General features: G+C 65.5%; 17 protein-coding genes. 9 read left to right on the top strand and 8 right to left on the bottom strand.

Annotated elements, in window-relative coordinates:
* Window positions 1-66: 66 nt before the first annotated feature.
* The 5 genes from F8197_RS25985 to F8197_RS25965 all read right to left on the bottom strand — a co-directional run bounded on the left by F8197_RS25985 (window position 67) and on the right by F8197_RS25965 (window position 3471).
* A complete protein-coding gene (locus tag F8197_RS25985) occupies window positions 67-1203 on the bottom strand; it encodes a cation diffusion facilitator family transporter (RefSeq protein ID WP_227012427.1) in 1137 nt (378 codons plus the stop codon).
* Window positions 1200-1526 (bottom strand): helix-turn-helix transcriptional regulator, encoded by a 327-nt coding sequence (locus tag F8197_RS25980; protein ID WP_019923818.1) that lies wholly within the window; start codon window positions 1524-1526, stop codon window positions 1200-1202. The genes F8197_RS25985 and F8197_RS25980 overlap by 4 nt, the downstream gene beginning before the upstream one ends.
* An 87-nt stretch (window positions 1527-1613) precedes the next feature.
* Entirely contained in the window at window positions 1614-2144 is a 531-nt protein-coding gene (locus F8197_RS25975; protein WP_082488510.1) for a hypothetical protein, read from the bottom strand.
* Between the two features lie 6 nt (window positions 2145-2150).
* Window positions 2151-2891: a hypothetical protein gene (locus F8197_RS25970; RefSeq protein WP_056137963.1), complete on the bottom strand. Its 741-nt coding sequence runs from the start codon at window positions 2889-2891 to the stop codon at window positions 2151-2153.
* Window positions 2892-2985: 94 nt separating this feature from the next.
* Entirely contained in the window at window positions 2986-3471 is a 486-nt protein-coding gene (locus tag F8197_RS25965; RefSeq protein WP_056137961.1) for a CinA family protein, read from the bottom strand.
* A gap of 200 nt (window positions 3472-3671) precedes the next feature.
* Here F8197_RS25965 and F8197_RS25960 point away from each other — a divergent pair, with 200 nt between their 5' ends.
* Window positions 3672-6308: an EAL domain-containing protein gene (locus F8197_RS25960; RefSeq protein WP_152884762.1), complete on the top strand. Its 2637-nt coding sequence runs from the start codon at window positions 3672-3674 to the stop codon at window positions 6306-6308.
* Here the strand turns inward: F8197_RS25960 and thiL are convergent.
* The gene (thiL, locus tag F8197_RS25955; protein WP_152884760.1) at window positions 6293-7267 is read right to left on the bottom strand and encodes a thiamine-phosphate kinase; all 975 of its coding nucleotides are present in this window, start codon (window positions 7265-7267) and stop codon (window positions 6293-6295) included. The two genes, F8197_RS25960 and thiL, sit on opposite strands and share 16 nt — an antisense overlap.
* Before the next feature lie 291 nt (window positions 7268-7558).
* Between thiL and F8197_RS25950 the strand changes: the two genes are divergently transcribed.
* From F8197_RS25950 to F8197_RS25915, 8 genes are all read left to right on the top strand, one after another.
* Window positions 7559-9874: an NADP-dependent malic enzyme gene (locus tag F8197_RS25950; RefSeq protein WP_056137957.1), complete on the top strand. Its 2316-nt coding sequence runs from the start codon at window positions 7559-7561 to the stop codon at window positions 9872-9874.
* A gap of 174 nt (window positions 9875-10048) precedes the next feature.
* Window positions 10049-11092, top strand: a complete 1044-nt coding sequence (gene gmd, locus F8197_RS25945; protein ID WP_152884759.1) for a GDP-mannose 4,6-dehydratase — start codon at window positions 10049-10051, stop codon at window positions 11090-11092.
* A 10-nt stretch (window positions 11093-11102) separates the two neighbouring features.
* Window positions 11103-12035, top strand: a complete 933-nt coding sequence (locus F8197_RS25940; protein WP_373996985.1) for an NAD-dependent epimerase/dehydratase family protein — start codon at window positions 11103-11105, stop codon at window positions 12033-12035.
* Window positions 12032-13204, top strand: a complete 1173-nt coding sequence (locus tag F8197_RS25935; protein WP_373996984.1) for a glycosyltransferase family 4 protein — start codon at window positions 12032-12034, stop codon at window positions 13202-13204. Before F8197_RS25940 ends, F8197_RS25935 begins: the two co-directional genes overlap by 4 nt.
* An 11-nt stretch (window positions 13205-13215) precedes the next feature.
* The gene (locus tag F8197_RS25930) at window positions 13216-14337 is read left to right on the top strand and encodes a glycosyltransferase family 4 protein (protein ID WP_152884757.1); all 1122 of its coding nucleotides are present in this window, start codon (window positions 13216-13218) and stop codon (window positions 14335-14337) included.
* Between the two features lie 200 nt (window positions 14338-14537).
* Window positions 14538-15254: a winged helix-turn-helix domain-containing protein gene (locus tag F8197_RS25925; RefSeq protein ID WP_373996983.1), complete on the top strand. Its 717-nt coding sequence runs from the start codon at window positions 14538-14540 to the stop codon at window positions 15252-15254.
* Complete coding sequence (locus tag F8197_RS25920) at window positions 15247-16656, top strand: HAMP domain-containing sensor histidine kinase (RefSeq protein WP_152884755.1); 1410 nt, start codon at window positions 15247-15249, stop codon at window positions 16654-16656. The genes F8197_RS25925 and F8197_RS25920 overlap by 8 nt, the downstream gene beginning before the upstream one ends.
* A gap of 75 nt (window positions 16657-16731) precedes the next feature.
* Window positions 16732-17952 carry a pyridoxal phosphate-dependent aminotransferase family protein gene (locus tag F8197_RS25915; RefSeq protein ID WP_019923831.1) on the top strand — a complete coding sequence of 407 codons (1221 nt, stop codon included), beginning with the start codon at window positions 16732-16734 and terminating at the stop codon, window positions 17950-17952.
* Here F8197_RS25915 and F8197_RS25910 read toward each other — a convergent pair.
* Window positions 17949-18947: a two-component system response regulator gene (locus F8197_RS25910; protein ID WP_152884754.1), complete on the bottom strand. Its 999-nt coding sequence runs from the start codon at window positions 18945-18947 to the stop codon at window positions 17949-17951. The genes F8197_RS25915 and F8197_RS25910 overlap by 4 nt on opposite strands.
* Before the next feature lie 4 nt (window positions 18948-18951).
* Complete coding sequence (locus F8197_RS25905) at window positions 18952-22437, bottom strand: MHYT domain-containing protein (RefSeq protein WP_193333574.1); 3486 nt, start codon at window positions 22435-22437, stop codon at window positions 18952-18954.
* Between the last annotated feature and the right edge of the window lie 99 nt (window positions 22438-22536).

Raw genomic sequence — 22536 nt, 5'->3', positions numbered from 1 at the left:
GCGACGAAGACAGTGCGCCAGTACGCGAATATTGCCAGACGCTGCAACGCCGCCATGGAGGGCTTGTCAGGCGCTCCTTGCGCTCGGCACTTGCAGGCAGCATTCTTGCGGCATTGCGCCGAGCCGCACCTGCAAGGTGCTGTGATGAATCGCGTACTTGTCCTTGAGCGTCTGGCTGATGGTATCCACCGTCACATCGCCCGGATAGCCAGCCGGCGTCACCAGTTGCGCGGTCAGGGCATTCTCGGTCGTGCTCATGGCCCAGATGTGCAGGTCGTGCACGGCACTCACGCCGGCCTGGTCGCGCAGGAATTGCTCGATGCCGGCGCGGTCCACGTTATCGGGCACCGCCGCCAGCACCATGCGCAGCGACTGCGTGAGCAAGCCCCAGGTGCTCCAGACGATGATGGCCACGATCACCATGCTGATCACCGGGTCGATCCAGTTCCAGCCGCTGTAGCGCACCGCCAGCCCTGCCAGCAATACCCCCAGTGAAATCGCCGCGTCGGCCGCCAGGTGCAGGTAGGCGCCACGGATATTGATGTCGTCCTTGCTGCCCGACATGAACAACCACGCCGAGAAACCGTTGATCAGGATACCGATGCCGGCCACGATGGAGACCGTCAGGCCGGCCACCGGATCGGGCGTCACCAGTTTTTGCACCGCCTCGAAAGCGATCACGCCGCAAGCGGCCATCAGCAGCATGCCGTTGAACAGCGCCGCCAGCATCGACGTGCCGCGCAGGCCGTAGGTATAGCGCGCGCTGGGCTGGCGCCTGGCCAGAATCACCGCGCCCCACGCCAGCATCAGGCCCATCACGTCCGACAGGTTATGGCCGGCATCTGCCATCAGCGCGGTGGAGTTGGCCAGGTAACCGTAGAAAAACTCCACCACGACAAAGCCGAGGTTGAGCACGATGGCGATCGCAAACGCGCGGCCCATGGTGTTGGGATCGCCGTGATGGTGATGGTGGTGGTGGCCACCGCCGTGGTTGTGGCTGTGATCGTGTCCATGGCTGTGGCCTGCGGCTGGCTTCCCGTGGCCGTGATCGTGATTGTGCCCACCACCGTGGCTTGTGGCTGGTTTGCCCTGGTCTGCTTGATCATGACTGTGATCGTGACCATGCTCATGCTTGTGCTGGTGGTCGTGGCTATTGTGGCTATCGTGATTACCGTGGCCGGCGTGGTCGTGGTGCTTGCTCATGCGTCGCTCCCGTTGGAAGGTTCGGCGATATGCTCGAGCATATCGTTGAGGACGTCGCTGATATGGGCGTCGGCGGCGGAATAGAACACCTGCTTGCCCTGGCGCTCGGACTTGACGATACGCGCGGCGCGCAGCAGGCGCAAATGGTGACTGACGAGCGAGCTGCTCAAGTCAAGTGAGGTAGCGATATCGCTGACCGCGATCGGCGCCGCCACGCAGGCAAGCACGATGCGCAGCCGGGTCGGGTCACCCAGCAAGTGGAACAGGTCAGCAAGTTGGGCGATGGCGGGATCGCAACCGGAATAGTCGTGTTGGCAGCTCATGATTCGTCATATGAATAGGTGTTCATATGTTAGCACGAAAAAATCGAGGAGTAACCACGGAGCAGGTAGGGTGTATCCTCGATTCGCTTATTTCGGAAGCTGCGCCTGCACCTCGGCCCGCAGCTTGGGCTCGAGCTGGTTGATGGCGGTTTTCAGGCGTTCGGCTTCTTGCAGGGACTGGGTTTGGGCTGCGGTCAAGCCGGGCTTGGTGAAGGCGGCCTGGCCGCCCAGCACCAGCAGCGCCGACAGTACGGCTACGCCGGCGGCGGCGGCCAGCAGGCGCCATTCGTGGCGGGTGATTCCAGTGCCCGCTGCGTGCGTGGGGACGGGCGCAGGATCGGCGGCGGCGCGGGAGGCGGAGGAGGCACTGGTTGCCAGGTCCAGCTCGTTGGAAGCGTCGTGCTCGACGCTGCGTTCCGGCGCCAGGCCGCCGGCGTCGCGGGCGCGGCGGACCAGTTCGCGGGTGGCGCTGTCGATGGCGGCGATGTGGCGCTCCACCGCGTCTTCCAGCACCGCTTCGTTCAGTGCCACCAGGGCGAATACCGGGTCGTCGATATCGATCTTGACGCCGGTTTTTTCAAATACCAGGGTGCGCAGCTTGTGCTGATCCATGGCCATGGGCGCTTACCACTCCACCTTGTCGAGTTGCTCGAACAGGTCGCGGAACACGACCTTGATGCGCTGCTTTTCCATCAGGTTGAACTTGTCGCTCTCGCGCACTTCGGCCGCCGTCAGGCGCGCCGTGTTCATTTTCTTGATGTCGGCGCCAAAGGTGTCGGCATTGCGCGCCGAGAGCACCACGCGGCCACGCACGCGCGACGAATTGTCGGCGTAGGTTTGCGATTCGGTGAACTGCTTGCCGGCCGCCGATTGCAGCAGGCCGAAATGCTCGTTTTCCCACAGCACCAGCGGCACCTTGGTGGCCTTGGCGGTGGAGACGAAGCCCATTGCCGTGTCGTGCAAGGTATCGCCGCCGCCGACGATGGTGTGGATATACACCTTGCGGCCAGATTCCTCGAGCAGCGCAAAGCAGTCGTTTTCGAGCAGGTAGCCCATCAGCGGCGAGAAAGTGTTGGCGCCGTTGTCGATCACGCAGTTGCCCTCCTGCTCGAGGATGTCGATCATCAGGGCGTCGAAGCGCTTGGGGTCGATGTTGCGGCTGTCGGTCATCACCGGCACATGCTTGACGGCCATCGCCTTGTAGCGGCTGAAGGTGGCATTCTCCTGGTCGGTGTCGTAGCAGCGCAGCGGCTGCGCGCCCTCGGCCACATCCTTGCTGGCGATCCACTGCGCAAGAATGGTGGACACCAGCGTCTTGCCGATGCCACCTTTGCCCTGGAGAATAAAATGTACCGTGTTTTGCATCTGAATCACTCCTGAATCGTCGGGAAAATCGCCGCCCCGACGAGAGTAATTGTTTTATGGCTGGAAGGCAATATTTCCTTGCCTTCACACGGTTTTAGTTGATAAAGCGGAGCAAACCCTGCAACACGTGGATCACGCTCTGCTCGCGCACGGCCTTGCGGTCGCCGGCGAACACCAGGCGTTCGGTATGCACGCTGTCGCCGTTGGCCCAGCCGAAGCACACGGTACCCACCGGCTTGCCCGGCACGGCGCCGGTGGGGCCGGCGATGCCGGTGGTGGACAGCGCGATGTGGGCGTTGCTCGCGCCCAGCGCGCCGGTGGCCATGGCGGCCGCCACTTCCTCCGAAACGCTGCCCATCTGCGCCATCAGCGCGGCGGAGACGTCGAGCATCTCGGTCTTGGACGCGTTGGAATAGGTGACGAAGCCGCAGTCGAACCAGTCGCTGGACCCGGCGATTTCAGTGATGGCCTGGGCCACGCCGCCGCCGGTACACGACTCGGCGGTGGTGAGTATCAAACCCTTTTCTTGCAATGCTTTGCCGACTTGCGCGGCCAGTGCGAGGATGGTGTCGCTGCTCATGGAACTCTCCTTTGGTGTGGCGGTCAAGGGTGGCCCCACTGTACCATGCAGTTCGCAATCGTTGCCAGCGGTGCACTACGAATTTCTCCGCGCGCCAATATTCTTTGAATTCATTAGACCCCCATGTCGAACATGCGTACACTCAGACGGACTATGCCGACCAACGCAGCCGGTCTTACAGGCCAACCAGGAGGCGCCTTATGATCAGCGAGACCGACATCTTCCATGCCCGCATACTGATCGTCGACGACCAGCCGGTCAACGTGGAACTACTTGAATACCTGCTGACATCGACCGGCTATCAAGCTGTCAGCTCCACCACCGATCCGCACCAGGTGGCGGCGCTGCATGCCGAGCACCACTACGACCTGATCATCCTCGACATGCAGATGCCGGGCCTGAACGGCTTTGAAGTGATGGAGCAATTGCGCCCGCTCGAAAAAGGCGCGTGGCTGCCGGTGCTGGTAGTCACGGCGCAGCCCGACCACAAGGTGCAGGCGCTCGAAGCTGGCGCGCGCGATTTTCTCAGCAAGCCGATCGACCCGGTGGAGGTGCTCACGCGCATTCGCAACATGCTTGAAGTGCGGCTGCTGCACCGCGAGGCGCGCGACTACAACGCCCGGCTGGAACACACGGTGCGCGAACGGACCGCCGAACTGCAACGCTTCCGCAGCGCCATGGACGCCACCGCCGACGCCATCTTCCTGCTCGACGCGGCCACCGCCGAACTGCTTGACGTGAACGACGGCGCCTGCCGCATGCTGGCCTACACGCGTGAAGATATCCTCGGCCAGACCGCCAGCCGGCTCGGTCTCGGTACGCTGGCGTCGCTGCGCGCGCAAGCGCTGCGGCTCGAGGACTACGCCGCCGCCGTCGGCCAGCCGCGTGCGCCCGAACTGGCCGAGGGCGAATTGATGCGCCACGACCTGGTCTCGGTGCCGGTGGAAATCTACTGGCAGCTGCTCAAGCGTCCGGGCGAAGCCGCCGTGCTGCTGGGCGTGGCGCGCGACGTGAGCGAACGGCGCCAGTCGGAAGAGCTGCTGCAGCACATGGCGCATTACGACAGCCTCACCGGCCTGCCCAACCGCACGCTGTTCTTCCAGACCCTGGCCGATACGCTGGCGTCGGCGGAAAAGAAAAAATGCCGGGTGGTGGTGCTGATGATCGCGCTCGACCGCTTCAAGGGCATCAACGACATGCTCGGATCGAGCGCCGGCGACGAGCTGCTGCGCCAGTTTTCAAATCGCCTGATGCAGACGGCGCGCCTGCGCGACACCGTGGGCCGCATTGGCGGCGACGAGTTCGCGCTGATCATGACCATGCCGCGCGACCAGCAGGAAGCCGTCCACATGGCCAACGAAGTGCGCGAAACCCTGCGCACGCCGTTCGATCTCGATGGTCACCAGGCCGTGCTCAGCGCCAGCATCGGCATCGCCATGTATCCCGACGACGCGGGCGACCCCGAAACCCTGATCAAGTACGCCGACACCGCCATGGACCGCGCCAAGCAGGCTGGCCGCGACGGCTACCGCTTTTTCACACCCGGCATGAACGTGCAGGTGCTGGCGCGCCTGGACCTGGAACTGGCCCTGCGCCGCGCCATCGAAAACGACGAACTGCTGCTGTACTACCAGCCCAAGGTGAACCTGCACACCGGGGCGATTGCCGGCGCCGAAGCGCTGCTGCGCTGGCAGCGGCCCGGCTATGGCCTGGTGCACCCGGCCGATTTCGTCGCGGTGATGGAAGACACGGGGCTGATCGTGCAGGTCGGCGACTGGATCATCGACGCAGCCTGCCGCCAGATCGGCGCCTGGCTGCGCGGCTCGGTGGGGGCGGTGCGGGTGGCGGTCAATGTCGCCAGCCGGCAGTTCTCCGAGGGCGACCTGGAGCAGGTGGTGCGCGGTGCGCTGGCGCGCCACGACGTGCCGCCCGAACTGCTGGAACTGGAACTGACGGAAACCGCGCTGATGTCCAACACCGAGCGCACCATCGACGTCCTCACGCGCTTGAAAGCCTTGGGGATCAAGGTGGCGATCGACGACTTCGGCACCGGCTACTCGTCGCTGGCGTATTTGCAGCGCTTCCCGATCGATAAGCTCAAGATCGATATCGCCTTCGTGCGCGACATCACCACCAATCCGAATGACGCGGCGATTGCCACCGCCATCATCAGCATGGCGCACAGCCTGAAGCTGCGGGTGATCGCCGAGGGCGTGGAAACGCGGGGCCAGCTCGAATACCTGCGCCGTGGCCGCTGCGACGAAATCCAGGGTTATTTCTTCAGCCGCCCGGTGGCGCCGCGCGACATGGGCGTGCTGGTGGAATCGGGCCGCTGCCTGCCGGTGGACCCGGACACGCCGCTGCAACCGGCGCAAACCCTGCTGATCGTGGACGACAACCCGGACGTGCTGTGGGCGCTGGGCCAGTTGTTCGAGCCGGACCGCTACAACGTGCTGATGGCCGGCACCGCGGAAGAAGCGTTCGAGCAGCTGGCGCTGCACGACGTGCAGGTGATCCTGTGCGACCAGCGCCTGCCCGGCATGAGCGGCACCGAGTTCCTCAGCCAGGTCAAGGACCTGTATCCACAGACGATACGCATCATCCTGTCCGGCTACCTGGGCGTGGACGCCGTGCTCGAGTCGATCAACCGGGGCGCCATCTACCGCTTCTACACCAAGCCGTGGGACGACGTGCAGCTGCGCGACAACATCCGCCTGGCGTTCCACCATTACTGGCTGATGCAGGGCAGCGGCCGCAAGGTGGGCCTGCCCGAGGAAGACGAGACGGCGGTGGATGTGAAAGACGTCGCCGCTGCGGTGGTTCAGGACTTGAAGTGATCGAAGCCCGCTAACCCCAGGTCGAGCGCCGCGCCTTGCGCATCGACCAGCCGCAGGCCGGCTTGCGCATCGATGCTGCCCACGCGCGTGACCGGCGTGGCGGTGCTGCCGGCGATGGCCAGGATCGCTGCGCGGGCGCTGGCCGGCGCCGTGAAGCACAGTTCGTAATCGTCGCCGCCGGCAGCGCAGTACGCGCGCCGCAAGGCGGCATTCTGCGTGGCCAGCACCTGGCCCGGCGGCAGCGCATCGACGTCGAGCGTGGCGCCCACACCCGAGCGTTTCAATATATGTCCGAGGTCGCCCACCAGGCCGTCCGAGATATCGATGGCCGCGTGGGCCATGCCGGACTCCGCCAGCGCCACGCCCAGCGCCACGCGCGGGATGGGGGTATGCATGCGCACCGCTGCCAAAGCATGCTCGGCATCGGTGAGCGGCGTGGCCAGTTCGCCGCGATAGGCAGCCAGCGCCAGGCGGGCGTCGCCCAGGGTGCCGGAGATCCAGAGATCGTCGCCGGGCAGGGCGGCGCTGCGGCGCAGCGCGCGGCCTGGCGCCAGTTCGCCGAACACGGTGATGCAGATGGTGAGCGGGCCGCGGGTGGTGTCGCCGCCGATCAGTTCGATGTTATGGGCGTCGGCCAGCGCGAACAGGCCTTGCGAGAAACCGGCCAGCCAGTCGCGCTCGGCACTGGGCAAGGCCAGCGCCAACGTGAAACCGACCGGGCGTGCGCCCATGGCGGCCAGGTCGGACAGGTTGACGGCCAGGCTTTTATGGCCGAGGCGCAGTGCATTTTCTCCGGCAAAGAAATGGCGGCCCTCGACCAGCATGTCGGACGAGATGGCCGTCTGCATGCCGGGCGCAGGGGTGAGCAGCGCGCAGTCGTCGCCGATGCCCAGGGTCGCGCGCGTGGCGTGATGAGGGCGCTGGAAATATTCTTGTATGAGGTCGAATTCGGAGAGCATCCGCCATTGTAAACGGCGTCCGCTGCGCCGATCACAACGCCTTGATTGCTATTTTCAATGGAACTCGGCATTTGGATAGGTAAATCCCATAATTGCCAAAAAAGGATTATATGGAAGCATCTATGCGGCTAAAGTGCCTAAAAGCGCCAAAAATTCGGCGATTTTGTCGTTTTCATCATAAGAAATGCTGATATCCATTATCACTCTGCGTGAAAATACCTACTTCTGCTCAAAGTTGGGTCTGATAAAATCGTAAGCTTTCCGACCGCACAAACAGGAAGGCAGTAAAGCATGGATTCGTCAGCAGAGAAGAAAGAAGAAATTCGTCAACAACTCCGCCTCGCGGCACTCGAATACCACGAGTTCCCGACTCCCGGCAAAATCAGTGTTACGCCGACCAAGCAACTGACCAACCAGCGCGACCTGGCGCTGGCCTACTCCCCGGGCGTGGCTGCGCCTTGCGAAGAAATCGTCATCGACCCGGCCGCTGCCTATAAATATACGGCGCGTGGCAACCTGGTGGCCGTGATCACCAACGGCACCGCCGTGCTGGGCCTCGGTAACATCGGTCCTCTGGCCGCCAAGCCTGTCATGGAAGGCAAGGGCGTACTGTTCAAGAAATTCGCCGGCATCGACGTCTTCGACATCGAAATCAACGAGCTCGACCCGGACAAGCTGGTGGATATCATCGCCGCGCTGGAACCGACATTCGGCGGCGTCAACCTGGAAGACATCAAGGCGCCAGAGTGCTTCTACATCGAGCGCCAGCTGCGCGAACGCATGAAGATCCCGGTCTTCCACGACGACCAGCACGGCACCGCCATCATCGTGGGCGCCGCCATCCTGAACGGCATCCAGCTGGTCGGCAAAGATATCAAGAACTGCAAACTGGTCGTCTCCGGCGCCGGCGCTGCCGCCCTGGCCTGCCTGGACCTGATCGTCGACCTGGGCTTCCCGCTCGAGAACATCTTCGTGACCGACCTGGCTGGCGTGGTCTATAAAGGCCGCACCGAGCTGATGGACCCGGACAAAGAACGCTTCGCCCGCGAGACCGACGCCCGCACCCTGGCCGAAGTCATCCCTGGCGCCGACATTTTCCTGGGCCTGTCCGCCGGCGGCGTACTGAAACAGGACATGGTCAAGTCGATGGCGTCGAACCCGCTGATCCTGGCGCTGGCCAATCCGAACCCGGAAATCCTGCCCGACGACGTCAAGGCCGTGCGCGACGACGCCATCATCTGCACCGGCCGTTCGGACTACCCGAACCAGGTCAACAACGTGCTGTGCTTCCCGTACATCTTCCGTGGCGCGCTCGATTGCGGCGCCACCACCATCACGCGCGAAATGGAAATCGCCGTGGTGCACGCGATCGCCGAGCTGGCCCACGCCGAGCAGTCGGACATCGTCGCCACCACCTACGGTTTCACCAATTTGTCGTTCGGTCCGGAATACCTGATCCCGATGCCGTTCGATCCGCGCCTGCTGATCAAGATCGCGCCGGCCGTGGCCAAGGCGGCCGAAGACTCGGGCGTGGCAACGCGTCCGATCCAGGATCTGCAAGCGTACGCCGACAGCCTGCAGCAGTTCGTGTACCGCAGCGGCACCTTCATGAAGCCGCTGTTCCAGGTGGCCAAGAAGACCGCCAAGGAACTCAAACGCATCGTCTACGCCGAAGGCGAAGAAGAGCGCGTGCTGCGCGCGGTGCAGGTGATCGTCGATGAAAAACTGGCCAGCCCGATCCTGGTCGGTCGTCCGGCCGTGCTGGAAGCGCGCATCGCCAAGTTCGGCCTGCGCCTGAAACACGGCGTGGACTTCGATGTCATCAACCCGGACCAGGACGACCGCTACCGCGACTACTGGCAGTCGTACTACGCGCTGACTTCGCGCGCCGGTGTGACCCAGGAATACGCCAAGCTGGAAATGCGCCGCCGCCACACCCTGATCGGTGCCATGATGATCAAGAAGGGCGACGCCGACGGCATGATCTGCGGCACCTTCGGCACCACCGAGCTGCACCTGAAATACATCGACCAGGTGCTGGGCAAGCGTGACGGCGCTTGCGTGTACGCCGGCATGAATGTGCTGATCATGCCGGAGCGCCAGTTGGTGATGGTCGATACGCACGTCAACGAAAACCCGAACGCCAAAGAGCTGGCCGCGATCACGGTGATGGCTGCCGAAGAGATGCGCCGCTTCGGTTTGTCGCCGCGTGCAGCACTGCTGTCGCACTCGAACTTCGGTTCGTCCAACAGCGAATCGGCGCAAAAAATGCGCGCCACTTTGGCGCTGGTGAAACAGCTCGATCCGACCCTGGAAATCGACGGCGAAATGCACGGCGACACCGCGCTCGACTCGAAACTGCGCCACGCCATCATGCCCGATTCGACCCTGACCGGCGACGCCAACCTGCTGGTCGCACCGAACATCGACGCTGCCAACATTGCCTACAACCTGGTGAAAACGGCGGCCGGCAACGGTATCGCGGTCGGTCCGATCCTGCTGGGCTGCTCGCAGGCCGTGCACATCCTGACGCCATCGGCCACCGTGCGCCGCATCGTCAACATGACCGCGCTGTGCGTGGTCGATGCGGTGGCCGGCAAGTCGTAATCCCCGCCTGGCACTTGCCAGCGAGAAAAGCCGCTTCTCCGGAAGCGGCTTTTTTTCGTCGGTATCAACCTGACTGTAACCGGATGTAACGAGTGTAAGCGTATGAGCTACCGCGCGGGGCAGGGGTGGTCACTCGGTTACAATCATCGATCTTATTGTTGCCACGCTCACACCATGACGAACTCGAAGAAAGCCCTTATTACCGGCATCACCGGCCAGGACGGCGCCTACCTGGCGCAGCTGCTGCTCGACAAGGGCTACCTGGTCACTGGTACTTATCGCCGTACCAGCTCGGTCAACTTCTGGCGTATCGAGGAGCTGGGCATCGCGTCGCATCCGCACCTGGAACTGGTGGAATTCGACCTGACCGACCTGTCTTCCGTCACGCGCCTGATCCAGCGTGTGCAGCCGGACGAAATCTACAACCTGGCTGCGCAAAGCTTCGTGGGCGTGTCGTTCGACCAGCCGATTACCACCGGCGAAATCACCGGCCTGGGCGCGGTCAACCTGCTCGAGGCGATCCGCATTGTCAACCCGAAGATCCGCTTCTACCAGGCGTCCACGTCGGAGATGTTCGGCAAGGTGCAGGCCGTGCCGCAAAAAGAGGATACGCCGTTTTATCCGCGCAGCCCGTATGGCGTGGCCAAGCTGTATGCGCACTGGATGACGGTGAACTACCGCGAGTCGTACGGCATTTTCGGCGCCTCGGGCATCCTGTTCAACCACGAGTCGCCGCTGCGCGGGCGCGAATTCGTCACCCGCAAGATCACCGACACGGTGGCCAAGATCCACCTCGGCCTGCAGGACGTGCTCGAGCTGGGCAATATGGACGCCAAGCGCGACTGGGGTTATGCGAAAGAGTACGTGGAAGGCATGTGGCGCATCCTGCAGGCCGACACGCCCGACACCTACGTGCTGGCCACCAACCGCACCGAGACCGTGCGCGACTTCGTCACCATGGCATTTAAAGCGGTCGAGATCGACCTGGCCTGGAGCGGCGCCGCCGAGCACGAAACCGGCACGTGCCGGAAAACCGGCCGCGTGCTGGTGCGCGTCAACCCGAAATTCTACCGCCCGGCCGAAGTGGAACTTTTGATTGGCGATGCCGGCAAGGCCTTGAGCGAATTGGGCTGGAAGCCGCAAACCACGCTGGAGCAGCTGTGCCAGATGATGGTCGAGGCCGACCTGCGCCGCAACCGCGCCGGCCTGTCGTTCTAGGGAGCGGGCGGTGACTCCCCACGCCACCCTGGAAGGCGCCGGCAAACGCGCGCTGATCACCGGCAGTGCCGGCTTTACGGGCCGCTACGTGGCGCAGGAACTGCGCGCGGCGGGCTACCAGGTGCACGGCATCGTCGCCCCCGGTAGTGCGGCCGGCATGGACGAGTTCAGTGTCGATCTGAACGACCGCGCCGGGCTGGCGGCCGTGGTGCAGCAAGTACAGCCCGACGTGGTGGTGCACCTGGCGGCCATCGCCTTTGTCGGTCACGGCGACGCCGAGCAAATCTACCGCGTCAACGTGGCCGGCACCCGCAACCTGCTCGAAGCGCTGGCCGGCCTGGCAAGGCGGCCGGCGGCCGTGCTGCTGGCGTCGAGCGCCAACATTTACGGCAATACCGACGTCGGCGTGATCGGTGAAGACGTGCCGGCCGCACCGGCCAACGACTACGCGGTCAGCAAGCTGGCCATGGAATACATGGCGCGCCTGTGGGGCGACCGCCTGCCGTTGATCATCGCGCGGCCGTTCAACTATACCGGCGTGGGCCAGGACGAGAACTTCCTGCTGCCCAAAATCGTCTCCCACTTCCGCCGTCGCGAGGCACGCATCGAGCTGGGCAACCTGCACGTGTGGCGCGATTTTTCCGACGTGCGCATGGTGGCGAGCAGCTATCGCCGCCTGCTGGCGGCGCCGGCCGCCGCCACCGCCGGCCGCGCTTTCAACATCTGCTCGGGCAATGCGCATTCGCTGGGCGAGGTGCTGGACCTGATGGCCGACATTGCCGGCTACCGCATCGACGTCCACGTCAATCCGGCGTTTGTGCGCGCCAACGAAGTGGTGCGCCTGGTGGGCGATAACCGCCGCCTGGCCAGCGTGATCGGCGCTGCCGGTGTAGTCGATCCGGTGCCGCTGGCCGACACCCTGCGCTGGATGTATCAGGCGTGAACGGCGCTGTAACGCCATTGCGGGTAGGCCTGTCCACCACCACGATCGAACCGGCGCTGACCGGCGGCCGGTTCGACGGCATCGGCGTCTTCACCCGCGCCTTGCTCGACCATTTGCCGGGCGCCGGCGTGGACGTGGTGCCGTTCAGCTTTGCGCCGCCTGGCGGCTTGCAGAGGCTGAGCGCGGGCCGCGCGCTGCCGCTGTCGTTCCCGGTCGCCACGCTGGGCGACATGCTGCTGCCGTCCGGCGCCTATCTCGATGTGAGCCGCACTCTTACCAGTGCCGGCGCCGCACCGCTGGACCTGTTCCACGCCACCGACTACCGCATCGTGCGCATGGACTGCCCGGTGGTGGCGACCCTGCACGACGCGCTGCCGATCTCGCACCCGCAGTGGTGCAATCCCAAGTGGCGGCGCTTGAAAAACTGGCTGCAGATCCGCGCCGCGCGCAAGGCGCAGCACGTGATCGCGTCGTCGCACTATTCGGTGCGCGAGCTGGTGGAATTCTTCGGCATCGACGAGCGCAAGATCAGCGTGCTCTATCACGGCGTGCGGGCCGAATGGTTCGATGTACCGGCGCCGCAGGCGCGCGACGCCACCCTGGCGCAGTATGGGCTGCAGGCCGGCTACTACCTGTTTGTGGGCACCCTGCAGCCGCGCAAGAACGTCGAGCGCCTGCTGGACGCCTACCTGTCGCTGCCGCCGGTGCTGCGCGCAGCGCGCCAGCTGGTGATCGTCGGTGCGCCGGGCTGGCGCAGCGCCGAACTGATACAGCGATTGAAGGCGGCGCGCGAACGCGGCGAAAATGTCGTTTGGCTCGACAGCCTGACCGACAACCACCAGCTGCGCCACCTGTACGCGGGCGCCGGTGCATTCGTGTTTCCGTCGCTGCACGAGGGCTTCGGCCTGCCGCTGCTCGAAGCGTTTGCCAGCGGCGTGCCGGTGGCCTGCGCCCACGCCACGTCGCTGCCCGAGGTGGCGCAGGGGGCAGCGCTGGAATTCGATCCGCTGTCGGTGGGCGACATTGCCGCCGCCATGACCACGCTGGCGCGCGACGAGGGCGCGCGGGCGCGGCTGATTGCTGGCGGCCGTATCCGCGCGCTGGAGATGACGTGGGACGAGGCGGCGCGCCGCACCGCCGCCGTCTATCGGCAAGTGCTGGCAGCGTGAGGAGGCCGGCCATGCGCGTCCTGCACTTCTACAAAACCTATTATCCCGACTCGTGGGGCGGGGTGGAGCAGGCCATCCGCCAGATGTGCGTGGGTACCGGCCGCCTTGGCGTGGACAACACCGTGCTCACGCTCGGCCGCCACCCGGGCCCGGCGCGCATGGATTTCGAAGGCCACGTGGTGCACCGCGCGCGGCAAAACTTCGAGATCGCGTCCACCGGCTTTTCGGTCGGCGCCATCGGCCAGCTGGCGCAGCTGGCGCGCCAGGCCGACGTCGTGCATTACCACTTTCCCTGGCCGTTCATGGACCTGGCGCACTTCATGGCGCGGGTGGACAAGCCCAGCGTGGTCACGTACCACTCCGACATCGTGCGCCAGAAAAACCTGCTGCGCCTGTACGCGCCGCTCAAGCGCCGCTTCCTGCGCAGCGTCGATGCCATCGTCGCGACCTCGCCCAACTACCTGGCCTCGTCGCCGGTGCTGCAACAGTTTGCCGACAAGACCCGCGTGATCACCTTCGGCCTCGACAAGGCCGGCTACCGCCAGCCGCCACCGGCAGTGACCGACAAGTGGCGCGCGCGCTTCGGCCAGCGCTTCTTCCTGTTCGTGGGCGTGCTGCGCTACTACAAGGGCTTGCACATCCTGCTCGACGCGCTGGCCCATCCTGAAAATTCTCGCTATCCGGTGGTGATCGTCGGCGCCGGCCCGATCGAGCAGGAACTCAGGCAGCACGTCGCGCGCCTGGGACTTCAGCACGTGCATTTCGTCGGTGCGGTGGACGAAGATGACAAGATTGCGCTGCTGCAGGCGTGCTACGCGATGGTGTTCCCGTCGCACCTGCGCTCGGAGGCGTTCGGCATCTCGCTGCTGGAAGGCGCCATGTTCGGCAAACCGATGATCTCGAGCGAGATCGGTACCGGCACCACCTACATCAATATCGACAATGTGACCGGGCTGGTGGTGCCGCCCGACGATGCGCCAGCCCTGGGCGCGGCCATGCGCGCGCTGTGGGACGACCCGGCCCGTGCCGCCGACATGGGCCGGCGCGCCGAGGCGCGCTACCGCGACCTGTTCACGGCCGAACGCATGGCACTGAACTACCACGTGCTTTACGAAGAGCTGGCCGCCATTTGATCTGGCGCAAATCTTTTTATAGGGCAAGACCCTATCATTGCACCCGAACTCTGCGCCCTGACGACGGTCCTCACCATTGACGCCACCAAGATGGCGCCACCTGCTGTGCGACGCAACGACGGCGTCCCGGCGGGGGTTCACCCCCAGCGTTTGCGATTAATGCGGTTAAAATACGCCATCACCCCCTGATGGAGAAACGCGTGCGCTGCCTGGTCATCGAAGATGAAGCCGAAACCTCGAACTACATCTGCAAGGGCCTGCGCGAAGCGGGCTACCTGGTCACCGCCTGCGCCACCGGCCCGGACGGACTAGATTACGCCATCGCGGAGGAATGGGACATCATCATCCTCGACCGCATGCTGCCGGGCCGTATCGATGGCCTGTCCATCGTCGACAAGCTGCGGGCGCTGGGCAAGCACACGCCGGTCATCATCGTCAGCGCCCTGTCCACCATCGACGCCCGCGTGACGGGCCTGCGCGGCGGCGCCGACGATTATCTGCCGAAACCGTTCGCGTTTTCCGAACTGCTGGCGCGGGTAGAAGCGCTGCTGCGGCGCAGTGCGCCCGGCGCCGACAGCACCCAGCTGCAAGTGGCGGACCTCAAGCTCGATCTGCGCACCATGCGCGTCACGCGCGGCGCCAAGGTGATCACGCTGCAACCGCGCGAGTACCGGCTGCTCGAATACCTGATGCGCAACGAGAACCAGGTGGTCACCCGCACCATGCTGCTCGAATCGGTGTGGGACTACCACTTCGACCCGCAGACCAATGTGATCGACGTCCAGATCAGCCGCCTGCGCGCCAAGGTGGACAAGGACTTCCCGGTGATGCTGATCCACACCCTGCGCGGCGTGGGCTACCGCATGGGCGCCACCGCGCCCGGCGACAGCGACGGCGGGGAGCGCGTGCTTGGCTGACTGGCTGCGCCAGCCATCGCGGCTCTGGGGCGCGTCGATCGCCGCCAAGCTGGTGCTGGGCTACGGCCTGCTGGGCACCATCTCGATCGCGGTGGTGTCGGTGGTGTTCTATACCGGCACCATCGGCGTGCTTGATCAGAACCTCGATGGAAAAATCGTCGCCCAGGCCCAGCGCCTGCTGCACCGCGCTAACGCCGATGGCCATGCGCACCTGATCGAAGAAGTGCGGCGCCTGCTGGCCGATGGTATCGATAGCGACCGCGAGATCTTCCAGCTGCTCGACAGCGAGGGCAATACCCTGGCCGGCAATCTCGGCTCGTGGCCGCAGGCCGAGGGCGAAACCGAGGCGAGCACCCGCCCGCAAATGCTCAGCGCCGACGTCGTGCGCGAAGGCCACCTGAAACCGGCACGCCTGTACCTGCGCCCGCTCGACGGCGGCGGCATGCTGATCGTCGGCCGCGACCTGAGCGAGCAGGAAGCCGTGCGCGAGTTGATCTGGGATGCTTTGCTGGCCGGCGCCGGCGTGTCGCTGCTCCTGACGGTGGCCGGCGCCTTGCTGTTCCGCCGCACCATCGAGAACAAGCTGGGCGAAATACGCGGCACCGCCGCCCGCATCGAGGCCGGCGACTTGAGCCACCGCATCGCGATCAGCGGCGACGATGAATTCGCGCGCCTGAACCGCGACATCAACCGCATGCTCGACCGCATCGAGCTGCTGATGGAAGGCATTCGCCACGTGTCCAACGCCATCGCCCACGACCTGCGCACGCCGCTCTCGCGCATTCGCGGCCGCCTCGACGACGCGCTGCGCCACGAGGCCAGCGTGGAACGGCTGGCGGGCGCCTCGCACGACGCCATCGACGATATCGACGATTTGATACGCCTGTTCGAGCGCCTGCTGCAAATTGCCGAGGTGGAGTCGGGCATGCGCACCAGCATGTTCGAGCGGCTGGACCTGGGCCGCGTGGTGGCCGACATCGGCGAGATGTACGAAGCCAGCGCGGAAGACGACAACATCAGCCTGAGCGTGGATGCGCCGGAGTCGCTGTATGTGGACGGCGACCGCAACCTGCTTGCCAGCGCGATTGCCAGCCTGCTGGAAAACGCCATCAAGTACGCCGGGCCGGGATCGGTGGTGCGCATCCGTGCCGGCCTGCACCACGGCATGGCGGCGATCGCGGTCAGCGACAACGGCCCCGGCATCCCGGCGGAAGAACTGGACAAGGTGACGCAGCGCTTTTACCGGCTCGACAAGAGTCGCCACCTGCCGGGCAACGGCCTGGGACTGTCGATCGTCGCTGCCACCGCCACCGCGCACGGCGGCCGGCTGGCGCTGGAGGACAATGCACCGGGACTGGTGGCGCGGCTGGTGTTGCCGCTGGCGGGCTCCCAGCTATCCTGACTGTAATGTGACCGCAAGCTTGCGGAGAGTCGCCCGGTTCTATGATGGCTTCACGCTCACTGAAACCTCCTGACCATGCATGATCTGACCGATATCGCCCACTGGCTGCAGCACCATCCGGTGCACCACGACTCCGCCGTCCACACCACGCTGCCCGATCCCACGTTTATCAGCGGCGGCCAGGAAGTGGTGTCCTTCAGCACCAACAACTACCTGGCGCTGGCCAACCACCCGCGACTGGTGGCGGCGGCCAAGCGGGGCCTCGATCGCTACGGCGTGGGCAACTGCGAGTCGCGCCTGCTGGGCGGCGACCTGGAGGTGTACCGCGAGCTTGAAGCACGCCTGGGCGCGCTCAAGCACAAGAGCGACGCGGTGCTGTTCGTCACCGGTTACATGACCAATATCGGCGTGCTGTCGTCGATCGTCAAGGCGGCCACGCTGGCGCGCCTGCATGGCTTCCGCGCCAAGAAGCGCCACAAGTACGCGTATTACTCGGACGAGTACAACCACATCAGCATCCGCGAAGGCATCCAGATGTCGGGCGCGCTGCGTTATAACTACCGCCACTGCGACATGAACCATCTCGAATCGCTGCTGCAGGCGGGCGCGCAGGAAGGCACTACGCCGATCATCGTCAGCGACGGCGTGTTCAGCATGGAAGGCACGATTGCGCCGCTGCCCGACCTGGTAGCGCTGGCCGAACGCTTCGGCGCGCTGCTGTACATCGACGATGCCCACGCCACCGGCATCCTCGGCGCCAACGGCGGCGGCACCTCCGAGCACTTCGGCTGCTACAGCCAGAACATCATGCAGATGGGGACCCTGAGCAAGGCGCTCGGTTCGATCGGCGGCTTCGTGGCGGTGGAGCGCGACGTGGCCGACGTGATCCGCCTGACCAGTTCCGCCTACGGCTTCACCTGCCCGCCACCGCCGGACCAGGCGGCGGCGCTGCTGGCTGCACTCGATCTGCTGGAAGAGGAACCGGAGCGGCGCCAGCGCCTGTGGGACAACCAGCGCTACTTCATCGAGCAGATGGCGCCGCTGGGCTACACCATCATCTCGACCGCCACGCCGATCCTGCCGGTGCTGATCGGCGACGCCGAAACCTGCCAGCGCTACGCCATCGAGTTGCGGCGCGAAGGCATCCACGTCGATGCGATCCAGTTCCCGGCCGCGCCGGTGGGCCAGGCAAGGTTGCGCTTCATGATGAACGCCGGCCACACCTTCCGCCAGATCGACCACGTCGTTGCCGTGATGGCGCGCCTGGCCGGGCGCCAGGTGCGGCTCGTCGCCTAAGAATGCTCTGCCCAGCGCTCCTTCACTGCGAGGAGCGCGGGCATCTGTTCAATAAAGAGATCGACCAGCCGTGGCTCGAAGTGCTTGCCGCGCTGCTGCTGCAGATATTCCACCGCCTGCTCGACCGGCCACGCCTGCTTGTAGGGCCGCGCCGACGTCAGCGCGTCGAACACGTCGGCAATCGCCACGATCCTTCCCACCAGCGCAATTTCCTCCCCCTTCAAACCGTTCGGGTAACCGCTGCCGTCCCATTTTTCGTGGTGCGTGACCGCCAGCAGGTGCGCCATGGCCAGCATGCCGCTTTCGTGGCGGCCGATGATGTCGCCGCCGATCGAGGAGTGCGACTGCATCACCTTCCACTCTTCGGCGTCGAGCGGTCCCGGTTTTTGCAGGATGCTGTCGGGGATGCCGATCTTGCCCACGTCGTGCATCGGCGCCGCGTGCAGCAGGTCGTCCGCCTCTTCTTCGCTCATGCCCAGCGCCAGGCCCAGGATGCGCGCGTAGTGGCTCATGCGGATCACGTGCAGGCCGGTCTCGTTGTCCTTGTATTCGGCGGCCAGGCCCAGGCGCTGGACGATTTCCAGGCGTGTGCGTTTGAGTTCGTCCGCGCGCACCAGCGTCAGGTGCGTGCGCACGCGGGCGCGCACGATGGGCGGGCTGACCGGCTTGGTGATGTAATCCACGGCGCCGGCCTCGAAACCCACCACCTCGTCGGTGGCGTCGCCGAGGGCGGTGACGAAAATCACCGGGATATCGTGCGTGGCCGGATCGCGCTTGAGCAGGCGGCAGGTCTCGTAGCCGGTCATCCCCGGCATCATCACGTCGAGCAAAATCAGTTGCGGCGACTCCTGCACCGCCAGTTCCAGCGCGCGCTGGCCGTCCTTGGCGAACAGCAGCCGGTACTGGTCTTGCAGGATGTGGCGCAGCAGTTGCAGGTTGCTCGCTTCGTCGTCCACCGCCAGGATCAGCGGCAGCTTCTTTTCCATCAGGGGCATCTATCTACTCCTTGGACAGGCTGTCCAGTATTGCTTCCAGCGTGGATGCCGCCAGCGGGAAGTCGAAATCGTCAAGCGCGCCATGCAGCGCCGCCAGGTGTTTGAGCGGGGTGGCGGGGGCGCCGGCCAGGCTGGCGACCAGCGCCGCCAGTGCGGCGTCGTCCAGCGCGCCGCGCCGCAGCGGCGGCAGCAATGCCGCGGCACGGGCGCGCGCGGCGGCCGCATCGAAAGCTGCCGGTGTGGCGGCGGCAGTGGCAGGCGTGTCTGCGCCCTGGCCGGCGGCGCTGTGGTCGTCGTCGCGGGTGCGGGCGTTGGCGGCGTCGCGGCGGGTGGTGATCGCCTGCATGGCGTGGATGGCGCCCAGCGCCGCTTCGAGCTGGCTGGCCAGTTGCCGCTGCTGCTGCGCCAGTTCGGCGTCGAGCGGCACGTCGGCATCGCGCGGCGGCGCGCCGCACAGTTTTTCGATGTGGGCCAGCGTGGCGGCCAGTTGCTCCAGTCCCAGGTTGGCGGCCACGCCGCGCACGCGGTGGCACCAGGCTTGCGCGTCCGCCAGGCGCGCGGCGGTGGGCGCAGCCAGCAGCGTGGCCAGGGTGGCGGCGCCGTCGTTGTAGTCGGCGGCAAAGCGGCCCAGCGCGTGCTGGTACACGGTTTCCTTGCCGGCCCAGCGCTGCAGGCCGGCCTTGTGGTTGAGCACGCGCTGGCGCGCCGGCGCGTCGGCTTGCGTGCCGTGTTCCATCGGCGGCAGGCGCAGCACCTGCGCGATCTCGTGCGACAGCGCGAACCAGTCCACCGGCTTGGACGCGAAACCGTCCATGCCGGCGTCGGTGGTGGCCTGCCGGTGCGCGGCCAGCACGCTGGCGGTCATGGCCACGATCGGCACCCGGGCCAGGGGCTGGCCCGACAGCCGCGCGCGTTCGCGCTCGCGGGTGCGGATGGCGCGGGTGGCCGCCAGGCCGTCCATCAGCGGCATCTGCACGTCCATCAGCACGATGTCGTACGTGTGATCACCGGTGAGCTGTACGGCGATGGCGCCGTCGCTGGCCGTCTGCAGGGTGTGGCCGCGCCGGGCCAGCATCAGCGACAGCAGTTCCAGGTTCTGCGGCACGTCGTCCACCGCCAGGAAGCGCAGCGGCGGCAGTGGATAGTCGCTGCGCTCCGCGCTCTGGCCGGGGCCATCGTGAGCGTGTGCGGGTTCCAGCGGCAGCAGCACGGTGAAGGTGGCGCCTTCGCCGGGCACGCTGGTCACGCCAATGGTGCCGCCCATGAGGGCGACCAGCTGGCGGCTGATGGTGGTGCCAAGGCCGGTGCCGCCGAAGCGCCGCGTCATCGACGCGTCGGCCTGGGTGAACGGATCGAAGATGGCGGCCTGGCGCTCGGGCGCGATGCCGATGCCGGTGTCCTGCACCGCGATCTGCAACTGGCCGTGGCGCGCGCCGGCGCGCAGCGTGATCTTGCCGGCGCTGGTGAACTTGATCGCATTGTCTAGCAGGTTGCCGAGGATTTGCCGCATGCGCAGCTCGTCGCCGTGCAGCCAAGTGGGCAGCGACGGGTCGTATTCGATGTCGATGGTCAGGCCCTTGGCGCGGGCATTGCCCCCAAAAGTGGAGGCCAGTTCGTCGATCAGTCCGAGCAGGCTGTAATCGTCCGGTTCCAGTTCCACGGCACCTTTATCGAGCTTGGCGGTGTCGAGCACTTCGTTCAGCAGTCTTAATAGCGACCTGCCTTCCTTGCGCACGGTGCCCAGGTGGCGGCGCTGGGCCGGATCGAGTTCGGTATCGAGCAGCACGTCCGTGAAGCCGAGGATGGCGTTCATCGGCGTGCGGATTTCGTGGCTCATATTGGCCAGGAAGCTGGCGCGCGCGGCGGCTGCCTGTTCAGCGGTCTCCTTGGCCTGGCGCAGTTCCTCTTCCATCTGGCGCCGCTCGGTGATGTCGAGGATTACGCCGTCGATCCAGATGATGGCCGGGTTGCTCTCGTCGCGGGTGACGGCGCCGTGTTCCCACATCGAGCGGATGCTGCCGTCGGCGTGGCAGATGCGGTACTCGACCTGGTAGGCGGCCAGCCGTTCGACGCTGCGGCTGATCTCCGCCTCGACATACTCGCGGTCCTCGGGCAACACCAGCGTGCCGAGGGTGCGGGTGCGCTGCGGGCCGACGAAATCGCCGGCGGGAAAACCGGCCAGGCGCTCCATGCCGTCGCTGACGAACACCGGCGGCGCGTCGTAGCCCATGCTGCTGCGGAACGAGATGCCGGGGATGTTGCGGATCAGGGAGCGGAACTGCTGCTCGTTGGCGCGCAGCGCCTGCATGATGGCGCGCCGTTCGCTGATGTCGGTAATGAACAGCACGAACAGGTCGCGGTGTTCCACCCGCGCGTGGCCGATGGCGCGCCGGATCGGTATCACGCCGCCGTCCTTGCGCAGCGCGATCACTTCGTTGACCGTGTTGGCACCCGCATTCGCGCCGGCATCGTCGGCCTGGTGCAGGAACTTGAGCAGGCCGTCCTGTTCCGACCGGTCGCCATCGGTCATCAACAGGCGGATATTGCGGCCGACGATTTCGTCGCGGCGCCAGCCGAAGATGCGCTCGGCCGAGGCGTTGAATTCATGGACCACGCCGTCGCGGTCCACCGTCACCACGCCGTCGATGGTAGTGGTGAGCAGGGCGCGCATCCAGCGCTCGCTCTCGCTCAGTTGGCGGTACAGGTCGCGGTACCGCAGCACGCCATTGGCGGCCAGGACAAATACCGTGATGGCCACCGTGATGACCGCGATCGACAGCGCCAGGAAACCGGTGTTCTGGCTCCCGCCATCGCCCGCGATCGGCACGCCGGTAAAGCGCGCCGCGGCCATGCCGGTGTAGTGCATGCCGGCGATGGCGCAGCCCATCACGAATGCCGCAAGCACGCCGAGGAAACTGGGGCGCACATGCTGGCGCAAGCTGCGCACGCCGAAGCGGATCCAGATCGCCAGCGTGGCCAGGGCCACGGCCACCACGATCGACAGCGCGAACATGGCCGGATCGTATTGCAGATAGAGGTTGGTGCGCATGGCGGCCATGCCGGTGTAGTGCATGGCGCCGATGCCGGCCCCGGTCAGCACGCCGCCGGTGAGCAGGGCGCCGGTGGTCAGCTCGCGCCGGCCGATGATGTTGAGCGCAACCCACGAGGCGCCCAGGCTGGGCAGCACCGACAGAATGGTCACGCCGGGATCGTACTCGACGATCGTGCACAGGTCGAAGGCAAGCATGCCGATGAAGTGCATGGCCCACACGCCGCAGCCCAGCGCCAGGCTGCCGGTGGCCAGCATGGTGGCGCGCAGGCCGCGCGTGGTGGCCGATTTGGCCTGGTCGACAACTTGCAATCCCATCCATGATGAGAAAATGGCAACCAGGATCGAGAGCACAACCAGCGTGGGGGTATAAATGCCGTATTGAAGCAGCGAAGGATCGCTCGGCGGAGAGAACAATTGAAGCAGAGTGGCGGTAGTCATATGATAGTAGGTTGTGCGCCGATCTGGAGCAGAAACCATATCACAAAAGGGCCGCTGCAAGACCTTCCGAGTGTTGCGCGGCGGCTCTGAATCTGGTGC

Origin of the sequence: Duganella sp. FT27W (assembly GCF_009295655.1) — a bacterium.
In the GTDB taxonomy this organism is placed as follows: domain Bacteria; phylum Pseudomonadota; class Gammaproteobacteria; order Burkholderiales; family Burkholderiaceae_D; genus Rugamonas; species Rugamonas zoogloeoides.
Note: the sequence above shows the minus strand (reverse complement) of the source record. Positions and strands in the feature narration are given on the sequence as shown.

Coding starts and splice junctions, on each gene's coding strand:
- F8197_RS25985 (WP_227012427.1), bottom strand. CDS start 1,203: ATGAGCAAGCACCACGACCACGCCGGCCACGGTAATCACGATAGCCAC.
- F8197_RS25980 (WP_019923818.1), bottom strand. CDS start 1,526: ATGAGCTGCCAACACGACTATTCCGGTTGCGATCCCGCCATCGCCCAA.
- F8197_RS25975 (WP_082488510.1), bottom strand. CDS start 2,144: ATGGCCATGGATCAGCACAAGCTGCGCACCCTGGTATTTGAAAAAACC.
- F8197_RS25970 (WP_056137963.1), bottom strand. CDS start 2,891: ATGCAAAACACGGTACATTTTATTCTCCAGGGCAAAGGTGGCATCGGC.
- F8197_RS25965 (WP_056137961.1), bottom strand. CDS start 3,471: ATGAGCAGCGACACCATCCTCGCACTGGCCGCGCAAGTCGGCAAAGCA.
- F8197_RS25960 (WP_152884762.1), top strand. CDS start 3,672: ATGATCAGCGAGACCGACATCTTCCATGCCCGCATACTGATCGTCGAC.
- thiL (WP_152884760.1), bottom strand. CDS start 7,267: ATGCTCTCCGAATTCGACCTCATACAAGAATATTTCCAGCGCCCTCAT.
- F8197_RS25950 (WP_056137957.1), top strand. CDS start 7,559: ATGGATTCGTCAGCAGAGAAGAAAGAAGAAATTCGTCAACAACTCCGC.
- gmd (WP_152884759.1), top strand. CDS start 10,049: ATGACGAACTCGAAGAAAGCCCTTATTACCGGCATCACCGGCCAGGAC.
- F8197_RS25930 (WP_152884757.1), top strand. CDS start 13,216: ATGCGCGTCCTGCACTTCTACAAAACCTATTATCCCGACTCGTGGGGC.
- F8197_RS25915 (WP_019923831.1), top strand. CDS start 16,732: ATGCATGATCTGACCGATATCGCCCACTGGCTGCAGCACCATCCGGTG.
- F8197_RS25910 (WP_152884754.1), bottom strand. CDS start 18,947: ATGCCCCTGATGGAAAAGAAGCTGCCGCTGATCCTGGCGGTGGACGAC.
- F8197_RS25905 (WP_193333574.1), bottom strand. CDS start 22,437: ATGACTACCGCCACTCTGCTTCAATTGTTCTCTCCGCCGAGCGATCCT.